The sequence below is a fragment of the Nonomuraea basaltis genome (assembly GCF_005893125.1).
Taxonomy (GTDB): domain Bacteria; phylum Actinomycetota; class Actinomycetes; order Streptosporangiales; family Streptosporangiaceae; genus Nonomuraea; species Nonomuraea basaltis.
This window is the reverse complement of the sequence record NZ_VCJS01000042.1, coordinates 17,209-36,504: the sequence shown is the minus strand read 5'-3', so window position 1 is coordinate 36,504 and position 19,296 is coordinate 17,209. Positions and strand designations below refer to the sequence as shown.

The 19,296-nt window shown below is 68.1% G+C and carries 17 protein-coding genes and 2 pseudogenes; 13 read left to right on the top strand and 6 right to left on the bottom strand.

Features of this window, described 5'->3' with window-relative positions:
• Window positions 1–39 precede the first annotated feature (39 nt).
• The 7 genes and pseudogenes from EJK15_RS21195 (at window position 40) to EJK15_RS21165 (ending at window position 8,748) form a co-directional block, all read left to right on the top strand.
• Window positions 40–1,197: a TIGR04053 family radical SAM/SPASM domain-containing protein gene (locus EJK15_RS21195; protein ID WP_240777103.1), complete on the top strand. Its 1,158-nt coding sequence runs from the start codon at window positions 40–42 to the stop codon at window positions 1,195–1,197.
• Window positions 1,198–1,443: 246 nt separating this feature from the next.
• Entirely contained in the window at window positions 1,444–3,384 is a 1,941-nt protein-coding gene (gene acs, locus EJK15_RS21190; protein WP_138712196.1) for an acetate--CoA ligase, read from the top strand.
• Between the two features lie 129 nt (window positions 3,385–3,513).
• Window positions 3,514–4,053, top strand: a pseudogene (locus tag EJK15_RS21185) (adenylate kinase); the annotation flags it as partial.
• A 244-nt stretch (window positions 4,054–4,297) separates the two neighbouring features.
• A complete protein-coding gene (locus tag EJK15_RS21180; protein ID WP_276615413.1) occupies window positions 4,298–5,509 on the top strand; it encodes an MFS transporter in 1,212 nt (403 codons plus the stop codon).
• Between the two features lie 924 nt (window positions 5,510–6,433).
• Window positions 6,434–7,489, top strand: coding sequence for a transposase (locus EJK15_RS21175; RefSeq protein ID WP_206061008.1), 1,056 nt, complete (start codon window positions 6,434–6,436; stop codon window positions 7,487–7,489).
• A 255-nt stretch (window positions 7,490–7,744) separates the two neighbouring features.
• Window positions 7,745–8,242 (top strand): SRPBCC family protein, encoded by a 498-nt coding sequence (locus EJK15_RS21170; RefSeq protein ID WP_138712194.1) that lies wholly within the window; start codon window positions 7,745–7,747, stop codon window positions 8,240–8,242.
• Complete coding sequence (locus tag EJK15_RS21165) at window positions 8,239–8,748, top strand: DinB family protein (RefSeq protein WP_171074439.1); 510 nt, start codon at window positions 8,239–8,241, stop codon at window positions 8,746–8,748. Before EJK15_RS21170 ends, EJK15_RS21165 begins: the two co-directional genes overlap by 4 nt.
• A gap of 31 nt (window positions 8,749–8,779) precedes the next feature.
• On the opposite strand, the pseudogene EJK15_RS21160 reads toward EJK15_RS21165, so the two are convergent.
• A pseudogene (locus EJK15_RS21160) lies at window positions 8,780–9,900 on the bottom strand (IS630 family transposase).
• Between the two features lie 14 nt (window positions 9,901–9,914).
• Between EJK15_RS21160 and EJK15_RS21155 the strand changes: the two are divergent.
• Window positions 9,915–10,640 (top strand): transposase, encoded by a 726-nt coding sequence (locus tag EJK15_RS21155; RefSeq protein WP_206061007.1) that lies wholly within the window; start codon window positions 9,915–9,917, stop codon window positions 10,638–10,640.
• A gap of 34 nt (window positions 10,641–10,674) precedes the next feature.
• Here the strand turns inward: EJK15_RS21155 and EJK15_RS21150 are convergent, their stop codons facing one another.
• The 5 genes from EJK15_RS21150 to EJK15_RS21130 all read right to left on the bottom strand — a co-directional run bounded on the left by EJK15_RS21150 (window position 10,675) and on the right by EJK15_RS21130 (window position 14,569).
• Window positions 10,675–11,199: an NUDIX domain-containing protein gene (locus tag EJK15_RS21150; protein WP_138712192.1), complete on the bottom strand. Its 525-nt coding sequence runs from the start codon at window positions 11,197–11,199 to the stop codon at window positions 10,675–10,677.
• Between the two features lie 13 nt (window positions 11,200–11,212).
• Window positions 11,213–12,397 carry an NsdA family TPR-like regulatory protein gene (locus EJK15_RS21145; RefSeq protein WP_138712191.1) on the bottom strand — a complete coding sequence of 395 codons (1,185 nt, stop codon included), beginning with the start codon at window positions 12,395–12,397 and terminating at the stop codon, window positions 11,213–11,215.
• A 95-nt stretch (window positions 12,398–12,492) separates the two neighbouring features.
• Entirely contained in the window at window positions 12,493–12,999 is a 507-nt protein-coding gene (locus EJK15_RS21140) for a hypothetical protein (RefSeq protein ID WP_138712190.1), read from the bottom strand.
• A gap of 626 nt (window positions 13,000–13,625) precedes the next feature.
• The gene (locus EJK15_RS72870; RefSeq protein ID WP_206061006.1) at window positions 13,626–13,763 is read right to left on the bottom strand and encodes an ASCH domain-containing protein; all 138 of its coding nucleotides are present in this window, start codon (window positions 13,761–13,763) and stop codon (window positions 13,626–13,628) included.
• A complete protein-coding gene (locus EJK15_RS21130; protein WP_138712189.1) occupies window positions 13,760–14,569 on the bottom strand; it encodes a tetratricopeptide repeat protein in 810 nt (269 codons plus the stop codon). Before EJK15_RS21130 ends, EJK15_RS72870 begins: the two co-directional genes overlap by 4 nt.
• 548 nt (window positions 14,570–15,117) lie before the next feature.
• On the opposite strand from EJK15_RS21130, the gene EJK15_RS21125 reads away from it, so the two are divergent.
• The 5 genes from EJK15_RS21125 (at window position 15,118) to EJK15_RS21105 (ending at window position 19,275) form a co-directional block, all read left to right on the top strand.
• Window positions 15,118–15,693 carry a hypothetical protein gene (locus EJK15_RS21125; RefSeq protein WP_138712188.1) on the top strand — a complete coding sequence of 192 codons (576 nt, stop codon included), beginning with the start codon at window positions 15,118–15,120 and terminating at the stop codon, window positions 15,691–15,693.
• 275 nt (window positions 15,694–15,968) lie between these two features.
• Window positions 15,969–16,463, top strand: a complete 495-nt coding sequence (locus EJK15_RS21120; RefSeq protein WP_138712187.1) for a hypothetical protein — start codon at window positions 15,969–15,971, stop codon at window positions 16,461–16,463.
• On the top strand, window positions 16,460–17,143 hold the full coding sequence (locus EJK15_RS21115; protein WP_138712186.1) for an SAF domain-containing protein: 684 nt from the start codon (window positions 16,460–16,462) through the stop codon (window positions 17,141–17,143). Before EJK15_RS21120 ends, EJK15_RS21115 begins: the two co-directional genes overlap by 4 nt.
• Complete coding sequence (locus EJK15_RS21110) at window positions 17,144–17,905, top strand: hypothetical protein (protein ID WP_138712185.1); 762 nt, start codon at window positions 17,144–17,146, stop codon at window positions 17,903–17,905.
• On the top strand, window positions 17,902–19,275 hold the full coding sequence (locus EJK15_RS21105; RefSeq protein ID WP_138712184.1) for a TadA family conjugal transfer-associated ATPase: 1,374 nt from the start codon (window positions 17,902–17,904) through the stop codon (window positions 19,273–19,275). The genes EJK15_RS21110 and EJK15_RS21105 overlap by 4 nt, the downstream gene beginning before the upstream one ends.
• Window positions 19,276–19,296 lie beyond the last annotated feature (21 nt).

Here is a 19,296-nt window from a genome sequence, read left to right as displayed (position 1 = left end):
GGCGATGAGCGGGGGCCCGGGAGGCCGCCATTGCGGCGGGTGCGGCGGGATGTCGCGCACTGCCCGTTCATCGTGATCTGGGAGGCCACCAGAGCCTGCCCACTGGCCTGCCTGCACTGCCGCGCCGAGGCGGTGCCGGACCGGCACCCAGAGGAGTTGACCACCGATGAGGCCGGGGAGCTGATGCGGCAGGTGGCGGACTTCGGCCGGCCCGCGCCGCTGTTCGTGATCACCGGTGGCGATCCGTTCGAGCGGCCCGACCTGTTCGAGCTGGTACGGCGGGGCCGTGAGCTCGGGCTGTCCCCCGCCGTGTCACCATCGGCCACCCCGGCGCTCACCCCGGGCAACCTGGCCCGGCTGCGCGAGGCGGGCGCGGCGGCGATCTCGCTCAGTCTCGACGGGGCGACGGCTGCCAGGCACGACGCCTTCCGCGGCTACGATGGCGTGTTCGCCCGCACCATGGCGGCCTGGCGGGCGGCCCGCGAGGCCGGGCTCAAGGTGCAGATCAACACGACGGTGACGCGCCGCAACCTCACGCGGCTACCGGACATCGCCCGCCTGGTACGCGACCAGGGCGCGCTGCTGTGGAGCGTCTTCTTCCTGGTGCCCACCGGCCGGGGCCGCGCCCTGTCCGCGCTGAGCCCCGAGGAGGCCGAAGACGTGCTGCACTTTCTGTACGACCTCGGCACCACCATCCCGGTCAAGACCACCGAGGCCCACCATTTCCGGCGCGTGGCCGTGCAACGGCTCATCCTGGCCGAGCACGGCGCCGACCACGCCGAGACGCTCGGGCCGCTCTACCAGGACCTGCGCCGGCGAGCGCAGCAGGCCGGGCTGGCGGGGGAGAGCCGGGTGCGCCGCCCGCCCATCGACGTGAACGCCGGGCGCGGCTTCGTGTTCATCTCCCACACCGGCACCGTGCACCCGTCGGGGTTCCTGCCGCTGGGCGCGGGCAACGTCCGCGAGCGGCCGCTGACCGAGATTTACCGGTCGGCGCCGCTGTTCGCCGCGCTGCGTGACCCCAACCGGCTGGGCGGGCGGTGCGGGTCGTGCGAGTTCCGCACCATCTGCGGCGGCTCCCGCTCCCGCGCGTACGCCTGCACCGGGGACATGCTCGCCGAGGAACCCTGGTGCGGCTACGAGCCGGGCAGCTTCCCTTACCAGAGTGACCTCGCCCGACACCTCCACACGCCCTAAGGCATCGTCGAGCTGCTGGTCTCCGGATTCCTCGTGGCCGAATGTCGGCGTCATCGGGGTCGGGCTCACACAGGTTGGAACGGCAGCTGATGACGGTCTCGTCGATCGCGTCGCAGAAGTTCGGCCCGGAGATGGAAGTGCCAACCTTGTGCCAACCACTCTGAGCCACAGTGAGCATGTCCGCACCCGTGCCGCCAGCGTTGATCACCACCCCGCTCAGCCTCGTACTCACCGGAAGGCCTTGGCATGAATCCACAGCCGGACCGCCTCTCTCGTTCTGCCGGCCTGCCGGCCGCGGAGCTGTACGCACGTGCCGAGGCCGATCGGGAGGCGTTCTGGGAGGAGCAGGCCGAGTGGCTGGAGTGGGACCGTCCGTGGACACAGACTTTGGACTGGTCCAATGCCCCGTTCGCCCGCTGGTTCGCCGGTGGCCGGCTGAACGTGGCTCACAACTGTGTCGACCGGCATGTCGAGGGCGGGTACGGCGATCAGGTCGCCTTCCACTGGGAGGGCGAGCCGGGAGACATCCGGACCATCACCTACGCCGAGCTCAGGCGCCAGGTATGCAAGACGGCCAACGCGCTGCGCTCTCTGGGCCTGGCCCCGGGCGACCGGGTGGCGATCCAGCTGCCGATGATCCCCGAGGCGGTGTTCGCCATGCTGGCCTGCGCCCGGCTGGGCCTGATCCACACTGTGGTCTTCGGCGGTTTCTCTCCCGCCGCGTTGCGGTCCCGCATCACCGACGTGGGAGCCCGGCTGCTCATCACCGCCGACGGCCAATACCGACGCGGCAGCGGCGTACCGATGAAGGACAGCGCGGACGAGGCCGTCCGCGCGGCCCCGAGCGTCGAGCATGTCCTGGTTGTGCGACGCACCGGCACCGAGGTCGCTTGGACCAAGGGGCGTGACCTGTGGTGGCACGATGTGGTCGACCGTCAGGACGACGAACATCGCGCGGAGCCCTTCGACGCCGAGCATCCGCTGTTCGTCCTCTACACCTCGGGTACGACCGGAAGCCCCAAGGGCATCCTGCACACCTGCGGCGGCTACCTCACCCAGGCTGCCTATACGCACCGGACCGTCTTCGACCACCGCGCTGGCCGGGACGTCTACTGGTGCACGGCCGACATCGGCTGGATCACCGGCCACTCCTATGCCGTCTATGGGCCGCTGGCCAACCGCGCCACCTCACTGATGTACGAGGGCACCCCGGACACACCCCACCAGGGGCGACACTTCGAACTGGTGCAGAAGTACGGCGTAACGATCTACTACACCGCCCCGACCCTGATCCGCACCTTCATGAAGTGGGGCGCGTCCGTTCCCGCCCGCTACGACCTGTCCTCGCTGCGGGTGCTGGGCAGTGTGGGCGAGCCGATCAACCCCGAGGCGTGGCGGTGGTACCGGGAGCACCTCGGCGGCGGTCGCTGCCCGGTGGTGGACACCTGGTGGCAGACCGAGACCGGCGGCATCATGATCTCTCCGCTTCCGGATGCGGGAGAGGCCAAGCCCGGTTCGGCACAGCGGCCCCTGCCCGGCATCTCCGCCAAGGTAGTCGACGACCAGGGCGTCGAGGTGGGCAAGGGCGGCGACGGCTACCTGGTGCTGGACCAGCCCTGGCCCGGGATGCTGCGCGGGATCTGGGGCGACGAGGAGCGGTACCGGCAGACCTACTGGTCCCGTTTCGCCGAGCAAGGCTACTACTTCGCAGGCGACGGCGCCCGGTGCGACGACGACGGCGACCTATGGCTGCTGGGCCGAGTCGACGACGTGATGAACATCTCGGGGCACCGAATCTCTACCACCGAGGTCGAGTCCTCGCTGGTCGAGCATCCTGCCGTGGCGGAGGCGGCGGTCGTCGGCGCGGCGGATCCCATGACCGGGCAGGCCATCGTCGCATTCGTAATCTTGCGAACCGAAGTCAAGGGGGCAGGGGGACCGGACGGGGACATCACCTCAGCCCTGCGCGAGCAGGTGGCCAGGCAGATCGGCCCGATCGCCAAGCCCCGCACGATCCTGGTCGTGGCGGAGTTGCCCAAGACCCGCTCCGGAAAGATCATCCGGCGGCTGCTGCGCGATGTGGCCGAGCACCGACAGCCGGGCGACACCGCCACACTCGCCGACCCCTCGGTGATGGATCTGATCAATGCCGGTCTCGCCGCCACCTCCGCCGATCAAGACGGCTGAACAGCAGCGGGCGGGCGCGGCCCCGACGCCGACCACCCGCAGTCCCGGTCGTCCACGCTCAACTCTGTCGCCGTCGAGAGCCCGGTGGGCCACGTCCCGGCGCACTTCAACAGAGAGGAACACCCGCAGATGCGACTCGTTCTCCTCGGCCCGCCAGGCGCGGGCAAGGGAACCCAAGGAACCATGCTCAGCTCCACGCTAGGCGTACCGCACATCTCGACCGGCGTGCTGCTTCGACACCATGTGGACCAGGGCACTCCGCTCGGGCGCGAGGCGAAGCACTACGTGGATGCGGGAACTCTCGTCCCGGACCACCTCACTGTCGGCATGCTCGCCCAGAGGCTGGCGGCCCCGGACACCGAGCGGGGATTCCTGCTGGACGGGTTCCCGCGCACCGTCGCGCAGGCGAAGAGCCTGTCCGAGATCCTGGAGGCCAACGGCCTTGCGCTGCACGCGGCGCTGGAGCTTCAGGTCTCCGAGGAGAACCTGATCGCTCGTCTGCTGGGCCGTGGCCGAGCCGACGACACCGAGGCGATCATCCGTAAACGGCAGCGGATCTATCGCAGCCACACCACTCCGCTGCTCTCTTACTACGCCGACATCCTGGTATCCGTGCATGCGGTCGGTTCCGTCGAGGAGGTCGCCGATCGCGTTTCGAAGGCATTGCGGGTCGACGCGGTCGATCTCGCGCGATGCGCAGGTGGCGGTGAGCATAGGCCGCGCGGGGCGGGGATATTCGCCGAGGCCTACCAGAGCGACCTCGCCCAGCACCGCCAGGCGTCTTAAGTCCCCGAAGGCCGGGACCTTGGCCCATAGGCCACCCCATGACCTGTGAGCTGGGATGAGAGCAGGAAATTTCCGCGATCCCGGCCGCGTCCGGCCGCTCACCCCCATGAATGCACGTGAGGAAGACATGACGAACGCACCGCCCACCACGGCCAGCCACCGGCCCGCGTTGATGCTCGGCCTGGCGACCTTGGGCTTTGCCGTGAACTTCTGGGCCTGGGCGCTGCTCAGCCCGCTGGGACCGCGTTTCAAGGAACTGCTCGGCCTGACGGCGGCCCAGCAGGCGCTGGTGGTCGCCGTGCCGGTGATCGTCGGCTCGCTGGGCCGCATCCCGGTCGGCGCGCTCACCGACCGCTTCGGCGGCCGGGTGATGTTCCCGCTCATCTCCGCCGCCACCATCGTGCCCGTGCTGTTCATCGGTGTGGCCGGGCAGACCTCGCTGGCCGCCCTGCTGGCCGGCGGGTTCTTCCTCGGTATCGGCGGCACCGTTTTCGCCGTCGGGGTGCCGTTCGTCAGCGCCTGGTTCCCGCCGCACCGGCGCGGGCTCGCGGTCGGAATCTTCGGCGCGGGCATGGGCGGCACCGCCATCAGCGCCCTGACCACCGTCCCCCTGGTCCGCACCAGTGGTGCGGCCGTCCCGTTCCTGCTTACCGCCGTCGTGCTCGCGGTCTATGCGGTTGTCGCCTGGCTGGTGTTGCGGGACGCACCCGGCCGCACCGTCGCGACCCAGCCGCTCACGGCGCGCATGGCCGCCACGCTGAAGCTGTCCATCACGTGGCAGGCGTGCGTGCTGTATGCAGTGGCGTTCGGCGGCTACGTGGCCTTCTCCGTCTACCTGCCCGCCTACCTGCAAACCGGGTACGGCCTGGAGCAGGCTGACGCGGCTAACCGGATGGCCGGGTTCGTGCTGCTGGCGGTCCTGGCCCGACCGGTGGGCGGCTGGCTGTCCGACCGGATCGGCCCTGTTCCCGTGCTGGCCGGCGTGTTCCTCCTCATCGCGGTCATGGCGGGAGTGCAGGCGCTCACGCCAGGGCTGATGCCGGTGGGCACGATCGCGTTCCTCAGTATGGCCGCCGCGCTCGGTGCCGGCAGCGGCGCCACCTTCGCCCTGGTCGCCCGGGTCGCACCGGCCGACAAGGTCGGCTCGGTGACCGGACTGGTCGGCGCGGCCGGCGGGCTCGGCGGGTTCGTACCGCCACTGCTCATGGGCTTCCTCTACGGCCAGCTCGGCTCCTACGGGCTCGGCCTGGCCCTGCTGGCCATCACCGCCGTCACGCTTGTGGTGATGACCGTGACAGCGGTACGCGCGCTCACCGCCGGGCTGGCACACGCCCGGTGATCCGGCGGGCGACAAGCAAGCCGATGCATGACAACAGGCCCTTCCCCGTTGGCGGTGAAGGACGGGCTGGGTGTCCGCGAGCACGGGGACAGGTTGCATGGAAGGCTCCCCGGATCGGGGGATGGTGACACGGGCTCCGGAAAGGTGGAGCCCGTGTGCCTCCAGGAGGCCGCATTCGCCCAGGTCACAGCTAGGGTCGCTGGCTCGGTGTGTAACGCGTTTGCGCGTTATGTAAAGCCTCTGACTCCAACGTGGCGGTGAGGAGTGAGCCTGTGCCGCCAGCCGTGGAGCAGTCGCCGGATGACCGCGCCTTCAATGCAGCGGCCCGCCGGCACCGCCGGTCGGGACTATGGCGCGATCGTCCGAAGGCCCGCCAGGCCGCCGCGCTCAGGCTGGCCGAGCTCGGTGCGCGCCGGCTATTCCGCCTCGCAGGTCTCTCGCTATGAGCGCGGCCTGGCCCCGCTCACCGACCTGCTGGTGCTGCGCCGCTTTGCCGGCGCCCTGCCCCTATCCCACCGCGCCGACTGGGCCGGTGGCGTGTGGCCAGGCCAAGATGTCGCACAACTCCTCGACTCGCCGGCGGGTGTGGGGAGCGGCGTAGCCGGAGATGCCGACAGCAGGCTCGAGGAGGTACGCAAGCCTCAAATCCTGTCGGAAGACCACGACCGCAGCGAACGGGAAGTCAGGGGTGAAGCGCTGGGCCAGCTTGCCCGGCCACATGGACGGAGGGCGCAGCCATGCCCCTCCATATCGGGACAGATCGACGGCGAGGATCACCCCTCCCGCGACGGACCGCGCCTGGTTCGCCTTAGCTTGACTCTGTCGGGAATCTTGAAAACATCCGGCATGTCCCGAAGGGCGACTGATCAGTAACTGTGAGGCTTCTGGGGTCGGCGAAGTCGGTCATTCCCCCGAGGTGGTCAGGTGTCTCTACCGGTTCGTCCCCGGTCCGCGCTGGAGGTCCCGGAGCTCACCGCCCAGGTAGCACGAGCGAGTAATCCCCGAGGCACCCCGGCCATGTGGATCCGCGACCGGCTGGATGGGTTATGGAGCGATGAGGACTTCGCGCAGTGGTATCCCCGCGACGGCCGGCCGGGACTCTCACCCGCCCAACTGGCCACGGTGAGCGTGCTGCAATTCGTGCTGGACCTTTCCGACCGCGATGCCGCCGAGGCCGTGCGCTGTCGCATCGACTTCAAGTACGCGCTCGGCCTCGAACTGGACGACCCCGGCTTCCACCACAGCGTGCTCGGTGACTTCCGTGACCGCCTGCTGCAGGACGGGCGGGCGGACCGGCTTCTCGATCTGGCCCTGGCCCGTCTGAAGGAGGCCGGACTGGTCCGCGAGCGCACCACCCAGCGCACCGATTCCACTCATGTCCTGGCCACCGTGCGCGACCTGACCCGCCTGGAGCTGGTCACCGAGGCCATGCGCGCAGCCCTGGAGGAACTGGCCCGCACTGCCGCTCACGCGCTGAACGGCTTGGTCGATGAGGACTGGGGACGCCGCTACGGCCGGCAGGTCCGCCTGGGCAAGAACCCCACCCGGCCCAAGACCAGGATCAACACCACCGGGGCAGATGCCCGTCGCCTGCTGGAACACCTGAGCCGAAATCATCCCGGCCTGCTGGGCGGCCCCCAGGCGCAGGCCCTGCGACGGATCCTGGTGCAGAACTACTACTGCGACTCCACCGGGCGGCTGCGCTGGCGTGACGATGACGACGATAGCGGTCTGCCGCCCTCGGCCAAGCGGATCATCTCGCCCTACGACCTGACGGCCCGCTATGCGCGTCGGGGGCAGGTCACCCGTTGGCAGGGGTTCCTCGCGCACGTGACCGAGACCTGCTCCGGCGACGGCCCCAATGTGATCACGGACGTGGTCACCATGCCCGCGACCAGCGCTGACACCGAGGTCCTGCCCGGCATCCACACCCGGCTGGAACGCCGGGGCCTACGGCCCGAGCAGCACCTAGTGCTGTGACCAGGAAGGTTCACCGGGTTGGCGGGTGCCGGACAACGTGCGGCAGCCGACGGTGGAGATGGGCCGCACGCTGGCGCGAGTACTGCTCGGAGATGGCCGCGCACCCAACGGCATGTGGTGCTGGCGACACAACTGGTTCGGTGGGAGTGCGCGTAGGGCAAGGCTCGTACGTGCTCGGCCTGGCGTTGTCGTACCCCCGGTGTAGCGTCCAGGCCGAAGTCAGGCTCATGCTCTGCGGTTGACGGAGGCGCGCGGATGACGAGTACGACAGGGGAGGCCGTGGTGGCGGTGTCCCGGCGCATCAAGGCCCCGGCGGGGGACATCTTCCGGATCCTGGCCGACCCCGGACGGCACCCGGACCTGGACGGCTCGGGGATGCTGCGCGGTGGCTTTTCCGACGCCCTGGTCTCGGGCGTCGGGGACGTCTTCGTGATCCGGATGCACTACGAGCGCTACGGCGACTACGAGATGAACAACCACGTCGTCGAGTACGAGCCGGACCGCCGCATCGGCTGGGAGCCGAGGCCCGGTCGAGGGCACCCGGACGCCACCGAGCCCGGGGCCGCGTGGGGCCACCGGTGGATCTTCGACCTGCTCCCGGACCGGGCCGGGGCGACGGTGGTGACCGAGATCTTCGACGGTTCGCGCATGCCGGAGGACAAACGCGCGGAGGTGGACAGCGGGCGCGCCTGGTGGCAGACGCAGATGGCGAGCACCCTGGAACGCCTCGGCGAACTGTGCGCCGCCCGGTGAACGCCGAACTCGACGCCCTCAAGGGCGCCCTGGACCGCCAGCGCGAGCACGTCCTCGGGATCCTCGAAGGGCTCTCGGAGGAGGATCTGCGGCGACCGGTGCTGCCCAGCGGCTGGAGCTGCCTGGCATTGCTGCGCCACCTCACCCTGGATGTCGAACGCTTCTGGTTCCCCGGGGTGATCGCGGGCGAGCCGGATGTGGTGGGACAGCTCACGGCGGGCGCGGAGGCGCACTGGTACGTACCCGAGGGGATGAGCGCCAAGGAGGTCTTCGCCGACTACCGGGCGGCCATCGCGCGCGCGGACGCTGTGCTCGCCGCCGCCGTGCCCGAACAGGAGCCCGCCGCGTGGCCCGTGGAGATCTGGCCGACCTGGCGGCTGCCTGACGTGCGGCACATCCTGATCCACGTGCTCGCCGAAGTCGCCTGCCACAGCGGCCACTTGGACGCGGTCCGCGAACTGATCGACGGCACCACCTGGCTCGGCGGCAACCCCTACGCCGGCTAATTCTGTGACCGGATTAGGCTCGCCGGGTTCTTCAGGCCGCCGTGGCGAGGGGCCGTCCGCCCCAGCGGATGCCCTTCTCGCTGCGGATGCGGGCGCGTTCGCGGCGCTGGGCGGCGAGGACGTCGGGGTGGCGGGCGTTGGCGTTGCGCCAGCGCAGGTAGGCGTGCAGGGCCCGGGTCTGCACGGTGTGGTTGCGGTGGTTGGAGTTGGCGATGGTGAACTGCCGCAACGGCCCGAAGTGCGCCTCGATCGGGTTGGCCCAGGACGCGTAGGTCGGCGTGAAGCACAGCTCGACCCGGTTCTTCTTCGCCCAGCGCCTGATGGTGTCGCCCTTATGGGCGGACAGGTTGTCCAGGATCACGTAGACCGGGGCGCCGTCCGGGCGGGCCGCGCGGATCGACCTCAGCGCGGCCAGGGTGTTCGCGGCGCCCTTCTTCCTGCGGTTGACGCCCCACAGGCGGTCGTCGCCGACCGAGTAGCAGCCGTGGAAGTAGCGCACCCCGTGGGTGCGGTGGTAGGTCGCGGGATGCCGCTCCGGCCGGCCCTGCTCGGCCCAGCACGACCCGGCGGTGGGCCGGATGCCGAGCGGCCCGAACTCGTCGAACGCGAACACCCGGTCCGGGAAGCGCTCCAGGACCTCCTCGATCCGGTCGAGCTTGGCGTCACGCTCGGGGTCGGGGGACTCCTTCCACGTCTTGGTCCGCTGGAAGGTAATCCCGCGGCGGGCGAGCAGGCACCGTAACGCCTCGCGTCCGATCCTGATCACACGGCCGTGCACTTCCGCAGGTAGGCGGCGAGTTTGCGGATGGACCAGCGAGTAAAGGGCTGACCGAGCTTCGTCGGGCGGATGGTGGCCGTCGCCACGACGAAGTCCTCGTCGTCAGGGCTGAGCAGGCGGGGACGGCCTCCCGCCCACCGAGGGTCCAGACAGGCCAGGCCCATCTCATTGAACCGATGGATCACGTCCCGGACGGTGTCCTCGTCGGCCTGCACCAACTGGGCGATCACCGGCACCCGGTTGCCGCCGGCCGAAGCGAGCAGCATCATCGCGCGCCGGTACCGCACCGAGCTGGTGCTGCCCCGGCGCACGATCTGCTGCAGCTTCTGCCCCTCCTGGTCGGTCAACCTGCGCACACGAACAGGCTCAGCCACCACACCCCCAGCAGTTGGATCGGACAACAAGCCCTATCCAACCGCTCCGACCACTAACCCGGCGAACCTTCCTGGTCACAGCACTAGTCGACGGTGGCTACACCTCCCTGGTCCACCTCGAACAGGCCGAACGTGAACACCAGATCGCCGTGGTCGGACCGCTTCCAGGCAACCCCACCCACCAAAACCGCCAGGGTGAGGGTTTCGCCCGCGACGACTTTCGCATCGACTTCGACCGCCAGGAAGTCACCTGCCCACAGGCCCAGGTCAGCAAGGGCTGGCACGGCCCTTATCCGACATCCTCGCTGACCGCCGCCCCGTTGATCGTGGCCCGCTTCACCAAGAGCCAGTGCCAACCCTGCCCGGTCCGAGCCAAGTGCACCACCTCCCGCGACGGTGCGCGCAACGTGGGCTTTCCTCCGCGAGAACTACACGAACTGCAGCTGCGCAACCGCGCGGAGCAGCGAGAACCGGACTGGCACAAGCGCTACGCGGGGCGTTCCGGCATCGAGGGCACCATCTGCGAGTTGGCCCACGGCCATGGCATGCGCCGCTGCCGCTACCGCGGGCAAGCCAAGGCCCACCTGCAACACGTGCTCACCGCCATCGCCGTCAACGTCGAACGCCTCAGCCGGCACCCTCCTGGAGAAAGCGCGCCCCCGCGACCGCCGACAGCCTTCCAGGACTACCTCGACCAGCAAGGCATCCCGCGCTTGCGTTCCTGGCGAGCCGCCAGCTGACCCGACAGCGAACAAGATTCCCGACAGAGTCAAGCTAAGTAAGCGGATATCCATTGTGGCAATACATGGCGAGTTCGGTTGGGAGCGCGTGGAGTGCGGCGCGCACTCGGCGGCATACGTAGGGGCGCAATAGTTGCGGCATCTCTGCCGGGTCTGCGAGGCGGAGGTCGGCGAGCTCGGGGTCGACGACATGCAGTTGCGCGAGCTGCTGATGCTCAAGAATTCCGCCGTCGAAGATGAACATCAGGGAGTCATCCCACGGCCCGTGAGGTGGCACCCAGTCCACGACCAGCAAGCGGCCGATCTCGAGGTCGAGACCGAGTTCCTCCTTGAGCTCTCGACGGGCGGCCGCGGCGGGCGCCTCGTTGGCTTCGGCCATGCCGCCGGGGAGGTCCCAGTCCGGCTTGTAGACCGGGTCCACAAGGAGCACGTGGCCGTGTTCGTCGCGGATCAGCACGTCGGCGCCTACTCGCTTCCGGGGTTGGCGGGCGTTGCCTTCGGCGAGGTAGGCGTTCCAGGCCTTGGGGTCACGTTCGTAGAGCGGTGCGTCGGAACTCACCCGGAGTACCTCCTTACTGGTACATCCAGCATCGCTCGCGATGCGCGTGCTCCAGGACCTCAAGGCAGTCGGCGACATTTGCCTGGTCTCGACGTGCTTGCAACTGCTCATGAAGATCGGCAAGCTGCTGGGTGACGAGAAGTGAGCTCAACGATCGGGTGTCCTGCGCCGCGTTCGTGATCAAAGTGCACGCCTCATCGAGCTGATCTTGCTTGAGCAGCGTTTTGGCCAGGACCAGCTGGCCGAAGGCTCTGCTGCGGGTCCGGTCCGTTGAGCGCAGCTTGAGGAATCGGCGTGCCTGGCGCTGCGCCTCGGCTAGCTCTCCCAACAGCAGCATCGATCGAGCTGTATCGAGCGCTAGCGTGGCCTCGTCGTACGGGCCGATCCACGCCGAGGGTACGTGTTGGGGACGATGCCTGAGCGCGTCCTCCGCGCGGATCAGCAGCCGGGCACATTCACTGCCGTTTCCCAGTGAGGCTGAGCCATAGGCTGCCACAGCGAGCAGACGCGCGTGCGTCGTGGGTGCCGCCGGTTTGGACTTGGTAAGGGTGTCGATGCCGCGCTGGGCCAGGCCTACGGCGTCGTGGGGGTGGCCGAGGTGCCGGGCGAGCTGGCTCATGCTGCCCAGAATGTGCGCCTGGAGTTGCGGATCGCCGGCAAGTTCTGCGAAGTCAAGGGCGCGGTGAAAGTGACGATCAGCCAAGATGCCCTTGCCGCCGTCGTGAGCCATCCAGCCGGCCATCTCGGTGAAGGCGGCAGCGGCCATGAAGGAATGTCTTCCGTCGGCCGCGCTGAACAGACGAGGGGCGATGTCGTGCTCCAGGTAGCCGATCACCGTGGGGTACAGGTGGCCCCCGCCTATGCGGCGGTCGGCTTCTCTGAGGGAGGACATCCTGCCGAGATCGGTGTCTGCGTCCATGGGCGGCTGGAATGGGGCGATCTCGGCGGTCGCGGTGAACAGGGTGTTCTCGTCCATCTCGAAGATGACGCTGTAGAGCAGCCGATAGCGCTCGCTCATCAGTTTGATCTTTCCGGACTCCCAGCGGCGGATGGCGCGGACCAGATCAGTGTGTTCGGGCAAGTCGTGACGGTCTGGCCCGGCGGCGGCGCGTAGGCGGCGCGCGGTCGTGTGAATGTCCCATTTACGCGCCTTGCGCTCGGCACGGATTCTCGCTGACCACAATGGTGGACCGGCCATGTCCGCCTCCGCGTTCGTCCGTGTACGTTACGTGTCCGCTGCGCTCCTCATTCTCACCCGTCATTGTCGCGGCCGGAGGCCCCTCGGCGGCATGTTTATGAGGCTAAGAGGGCCTCTGCGTCGTTACCTCGGTCAGATATTTTGATCTTGGCCAGTCGTACGCACGCCGGACAGGCGCTCTTCGCGGTCGGGCAGAAGTTCACCGACCAACCGCAGGTCGGCAAGGGGCGGGCGCCATGCCCGCACAGGCCGACTTCTTTCCCCGGCGAGCCGGTTTCCCCCGGGGGGACGGCATGTTGAACGGCCTGACGCCCCTTCCAGGAGAAACCCGCTCGGTACTCCAGGGCACGCTTGTTGGGTGTCTCGCTCGTCGTCTCCACCTGCAGGTCATCCCAGGCGATGGACCAGCGTCGCACGCCTGCGGGATAGCTCCACTGGTCACCGTCCAGCTCTACGAGTGCGATCTTGCCGTTGCGCAGCACCGCCACGATCACGCCCTCGCGTCCGAGGAGTTCGTGCCGGTAAGCACGCGTTCGCGCGTGACTATGAAAGACATGCGCAATCGTCACCCGCTTGCCAATCTTGGAGTGGCCCTCGGTCATCGCGCCTGTCTCCGAGTGATACGCATCGCGGCGAATGCGCTGTCGTCCAGGGCGCCGTTGTCCGCAAGAACGGCGGGGAAGCCCTCGAACCAGGCGATCATTCTTGTGATGTGCGCGTGGTTACCGCCTCCTGGAGATAGAGCGCTCTCGCTTGCATGTTGACGTGGTTCCGCAGGGGATCTTCTCTCAGCGGAGGCGGTGCAGGGCATGGTGGTGCGCAGCGAAGGAGTCATCGCGTCTAGCCAAGCCGCTGCCCCTCTGAGGAGGCAGGGTGTCAATGGCGGACAGGCAGGGACACGGCCTGACCTGGTGGATGTCCTCAGTCAAGTCGGGGGGTTTTCGGGAAGATCAGCGAGTTGGCCAGCCTGAGCGGACGTGCAGCTATGCATGCTCCGCTGACGGCTATCGACTGACTACCTCGATCTCGATGGCTAGGACGCCAAGGCGTTCTTTCTCCGGTGGGTAGATGCTGCGGATCACCGCGAACAATTCCTCGGTGTTCTTGCCGAGAGCTCGCCGATAGCGATCGGATCCTCGTGCTCCAACATCTCCATGAACGACGCGTACTCACTCACCCGCACGACCTGGGTTCGCAGCCGCTCATCACCCGAGACAAAATCAAGGTCCTAGCCAGACCGGATCTTGCGCATGCTCGCGTACCCAACCCGCACCTCCACGGTCTTGACCCCTGAAGCGATGAGGTCGAAGTACGGCTTGCGGATGTGGAGTTCGCGCTGGGCGGGCGTGTTCTCGTGCTCGCTCATGGCGCACCTCCTATCCCTGCGGCGGCCAGCGCTGCCTGGAACTGCGCGGTGTGGCTCGTTCCGGGATGCCGTGTCGCCAGGGTGGTGGTCAATTCGGTCGCCCGCGCGCGGACGGAAGCGACCAGCCGGGGCGAGGCCAGGGCACGCAGGCCGAGTGCCGCCGCCTCTTTAGGTGAGCCGAGACAGGCCAGCGCGATCCCGAGATCCAGATAGGCGATCGCTTCGCGGCTGAGCGATCGCTGTCCGATCGGGGTGGCCTCGTGCGCCTCGACCGCGCGCTCGGCATGGTGGCGGGCACGTTCGTAGTCACCGAGCCAGATGAAGGACAAGGCGGTGTAGGTGGTCATCGCATAGGTAGCAAGTGGGCCGGTATCGGTGCCGTCCGGACGAGCAAGGGGTGCGGCTGGGCAGGGCGTTCCACAGACGGTCAGCCTGATGGAGGTTGTCTTTGAAGGCGTCCCGGTCGCCGAGCCGCGCGTGGCCGCGTGAGCGCTGGGCGTGCAGCCGCACCGCCAGCGGGTGGCCTGCCGGGACGCGGGCGAGGCCGCGCGCCGCGGCGGTGACGGCGCGGGCGGGCTGTCCGGCGTGCAGCGCAATGGAAGCCATCGCGTCGGCGGCCAACCGCACAGCTCGTCATGGCCGGCCTGGTCGGCGTGTTCGAAGCAGTCGATGGCGTACGCCTCGCCGGTGAGCGGATCGCCCAGGTCGTGGGCCAGCCACGCCAGGATCTCCGACAGCCATCCGGCATAGACGAACAGCTCCCGCTCCTCTTTCAGGGTGTGCGGGCCGGCGATGAGCTGATCCACCTTACGTCGATAGAGGCGGGCCACGGTGAAGAGGTCGGCTGGAGCGCGCCGGGAGTAGCTGCCCGTGATGAAGATGCGGCTGTAGAGCAGCCGGTAGCGTCGGTCATCGTGGCGACCGCGCCGGACTCCCAGCGGCGGATGGATCGGACGAGTGAGGCGTGATCGGGGAGAGGCTCCTTCCCAGCGGCCTCCCGTAGACGACGTGCCATGCTGTGCACGTCCCAGTCGTGCGCCTCACGCTCGGCCCGGATGCGTGCCGACCATCCCATAGTCGTCACCTTATGAACGTCTGGAGACACGAGGCGTGTCCTCACCGTTTTCTACTGTCACCCTTGACCGGCGTTCGCACAGGCCCTTTGGCGCGTCCCAGGCCCCGGATCGATTGGCCGAACGGCGAACCGGCACAGAGTGGCGCGAATCGCATCAGTCATGCCGCTGACAGGTTGGGCCTGGTTGCGCTCCAAAGAATCTGCTGGTCACAGCCTTGATGAGGGCTTTGTTGAAACCATACGCTACTCCTCGCATTCGAGTAATCGCTTGGAGTCAAGATGTGCATGGTTGTGGCGATTCGCGGTCGTACCCTGGCGCTCCTGATCGCGCCGATGGCGGTGACGGCATGCCAAGCGACGACTCCTTCGAGCCTGCCGCCCAAAGCGCCGGCGACTGCATCCACCATGGCAGCCACACCCAAGCCTTCTCCGGCCCGGTCTCACGATCTGATTGTGGAGGCCTATTCGACCTACTGGCCTGTTCTTGCTGAGGCCGGCAGATCCTCCCCTGAGCGGGCCCGTGAGCTGCTGGAGCCATACGTCAAGGGCGGCTACCTCAACCATCTCGTCGACGGCGTCCGAGACATGGTCAAGCAGGGCCGCGAACCGTATGGCCACGCCGTCCCGCGGATCAAAGAGGTCCGCGTGAGCGGTAAGTACGCCGAAGTCACCGATTGCTTGGACATGTCCGGAGCGGCTATGGCCGATCGGCGTACCCATCGGCTTATCCCTGAGACCGCGGATGCCAAGACCACCACGACCGTAGTAGCGGATTTGGAACGTTCCTCAGATGGCCGATGGCGGCTGACGGGGCTGAGCATGAAGGGGACGACATGTACGTCACCGTCGCGCTGAGTTCACTTCTCCCCGTAGTCGCCGGGGTCTACGGGCCACCGGCAGAGGAGAACGGGGCCACCCGTCTGGGCGGGAACTGGGTCACCTACGGCGTCCACAGGGACACGGAATCGGGTGCTGGAGGCGGTGTCGCGGGAGGGACAGGCGGACGCTTTCGCAACTGCCACGGCATTGGTGGGCCGGGGCAGATCAGCTACGTACAGTGCGACAAAGGGCCGGACGGTAGGGAGAACGTCTTCAACGCCGTTCTTCCCGGAGAGCCAGGGGCGCCGCCGGTGACTCCTGAGATGCTCATGGAGCGGGCACGCCGCCTGCTCACACCGGCCACCCCCAAGATCATCACTGCTCCGCCGCGGAGCAAGAACGGGTACGTGGGGCTGCGTCAGTTCTTCTGGGCCGAGCCAGGTCAATGGCGCCCCATCACCGAGAAGGTCACTGCTGGGCCGGTCTGGGCGCAGGTCACCGCAGCTCCAACCAAGCTGATCATTCACCCAGGCGCAGGCCAGGGAACGCTCACTTGCCCAGGCCCTGGCATCCCGTACGACCCGGCGAAGTCGCCAGACGATCAGAACATCGAGTGCACGCACGTCTTCACTCAGTCCAGTGCCGGCCTCCCCGAGTCGCGGTATCAGGTGAAGGTGTCGATGGTCTGGTCCGCCAGTTGGACCGGCTCGGGTGGCGCCGGCGGCCCGCTCGCACCGATCACCACTTCGTCGACGTTTCCGCTGCGGATCGGTGAGGCCCCCGCGCTGGTCGGAAGGAACCCATGATGGCTCGCAAGTCTCAGCCTGCCTCGCCCACACCGTCGTCCAATGGTGAAGCGCCGCCGGCCCAGGTGCCCAAGATCCTCCCGCAGCCGCGTCAGCGTCGTCGCAGTTCGCTGGTGCTGGGCGCACTCGTGGTGGCCGGCGGCACGGCACTCGCCGCGCACACGGTCAACCGGATGAGCGATCGGCAATCGGTCCTGGTCATGACCCAGGATGTCGCGCTCGGACAGCCCATTACCGCCGACAACGTGTCGACCGCCACAGTGGGGGCCGACCAGAACGTGGCGATGCTTCGCGGCGAAGACCTGCCGCGGGTGATCGGCATGCGTGCGGCCGCCGATCTCATGCGCGGCATGCTCGTCCAACCCAGAATGGTCACCGACCACGTCACACCGCTGCCGGACCAGCAGCTCATCCCGGTCGCGGTCAAGCCGAGTCGGCTTCCGGCGCGCGGGCTGCGGCCAGGCGATCGCCTTCTCGTGGTGCTCAGACCGGAGGGTCAGGTCGCCTCAGACGAGGAAGCGCCCGATGGTATCGAGGCCGTAGTGGACCACACCAAAGGGCCGGACAACGACGGGCTGATGGTCGTGGACGTCTTGGTGAGCAAGAGCGATGGCCCCAAGCTCGCCCCGCTGGCCGCCGACGGCCAGGTCGCCTTGGCCCTCAACCCGAGGAGACCGTGAATGGCGATGTACGCGCTGATGAGTCCCGGCGGCTCACCAGGAGTCACCACGACCGCCCTCGCACTGACCTACGCCTGGCAAGGGCGGGCGCTGCTGGCCGAATGCGATCCCCAAGGTGGTGACGTCCTACGCGGATTCCTGGCCGGAAGCATGGATGACCACGAGTGCGGCTTGCTGGAGCTGGCGCTTGCCGCCGCCCACAGCCCGGACCCGGCCATCCTGTGGCAGCACGTCATCGCCCTCGACCACGACGCCCGCAACTGGCTGCTGCTTCCCGGTCTCCGTGATCCCCGGCATCTGGTGCAGCTAGACGGCGCCTGGGACACCATCGTCGGCGTTTTGAAGGCGGCGCAGGACACCGCGGATGTGGTGCTCGATGTCGGCCAGATCGGCCGATCCGACACTCCGATGAGTCTCATCGCGGCTTGCGATCTGGCGGTCATGCTGGTGCACCCCACGCTGCGGCATGTCGCGCAGGCGCGCCCGCGCCTGGACGCGCTCGGCCGTCGCATCGGCGGCGACGTAGCGGTCGGGCTCTGCGTGATCGGCAACGGCCCGTACTCCCTCAAGGAGATCAGCGGAGCACTCTTCGAACTGCCGGTGCTGGCGTGGATCCCGCACGACCCCAGGTCCGCCGCGGTCCTCTCCGACGGCAACCGCGCCAAGAAGTCCTTCCATCGCTCCGCGTTGATACGCGGTACATCCCAACTGGGCTCCGCCATGAGAACCCACCTTCCCAAAGCAGCGGTGGTGGCCCGATGAGTCGTTCATGGCCGCCGCAGACTCGGACCGACCCCTTCCTCGTCCCCCAGACGCCGATGCCCTCGGACAACGAGCAGGCGTTTCGCGACGCGGTCCTCACCATCACGACCGCGATCGCGGACGACCTCAAGGACACCGAAGACCGCGACGAGGCACGCCAGGTCATCCAGGCCCGCGTTCAGCGCTGGGCCCAGGAGCAGGTCGCCGCCGGTACGCCGATCAGCATCGCCACGCAACGGCGGCTCGTCGACGCGGTGGTCGACGAACGCTTCGAACTCGGCGTGCTCACTCCGTACCTGGACGATCCCCGGGTGGAAAGCATCGACCTCAACGGGTGCGACCAGGTATGGATCACTTACAACGACGGCACTTGTTCACGTGGCCCCGCCGTCGCTACCAGCGACGACGACCTCATCACCATGATCCAGATGTGGGCCCTGCACAAGAGCTACAACCCGCGGGAGTTCTCCGCCGCCAGCCCGCTGCTGAATGCCGCGCTGCGGCCGGGTGACGGTGACGACGGAGTGGGGGTGCGGCTCAGCGCCACCATGGCCGTCACCCGCCGTCCGTGCGCGAGTATCCGGTGCCATCGCCTCGTCGACGTGACCCTCGATGACCTTCTCAAGCTGGGCACCATCAACCGCAGCCTGTACGCCTTCCTGCGCGCCGCTGTCCTGGCCCGGCTGAACATCGTCATCACCGGTGGCACTGCGGCCGGCAAGACGACGCTGCTGAGGGCGCTGGCCTCGGTGATCGATCCAGCCGAGCGGCTGGCCACGTTGGAGTCGGACTACGAGCTCTTCCTCGACCGGCTCACCCACCGCCACCAGAACGTGATCGCCTTCCAGGTGCGGCAGGCCAACTCCGAGGGGGCCGGCGGTATCGGGCTGAACGACCTGATCCCCCACGCTCTACGCAAGAACATCAAGCGGATCATCGTGGGCGAGGTGCGGGCCGATGAGATCGTGCCGATGTTCGAGGCGATGAACACCGGCCATCCCGGCTCGATGTGCACCATCCACGCCGACGGCACCGAGGAGATCTTCAACCGGATCGTCATGCTCTGGACCCGCGGCGTCGGCGCGCAAACACCACCGGCCGTCATCCATCTGAACACGGGCGAAACCATCGACCTGGTCGTTCACCTGCGCCTGGACCCGGCGACCAACACCCGGTTCGTCTCAGAGGTCCTCGAGGTGCTGCCCCCGGCCGACAGCGAGTTGCCGAGCCGGAACCATATTTACCGGGCCACCGGTCCTGGTGGCCGCGCCGTACCGGGCATCACCCCGCAGTGTCTGCCCCGGCTGAAAGCCGTCGGCTTCGATCCTGCCCTGCTCGATCCCCTGTCTGCCCGCTGGGGTGTGCGATGAGCATCCTTTCCCTGCTGGGCG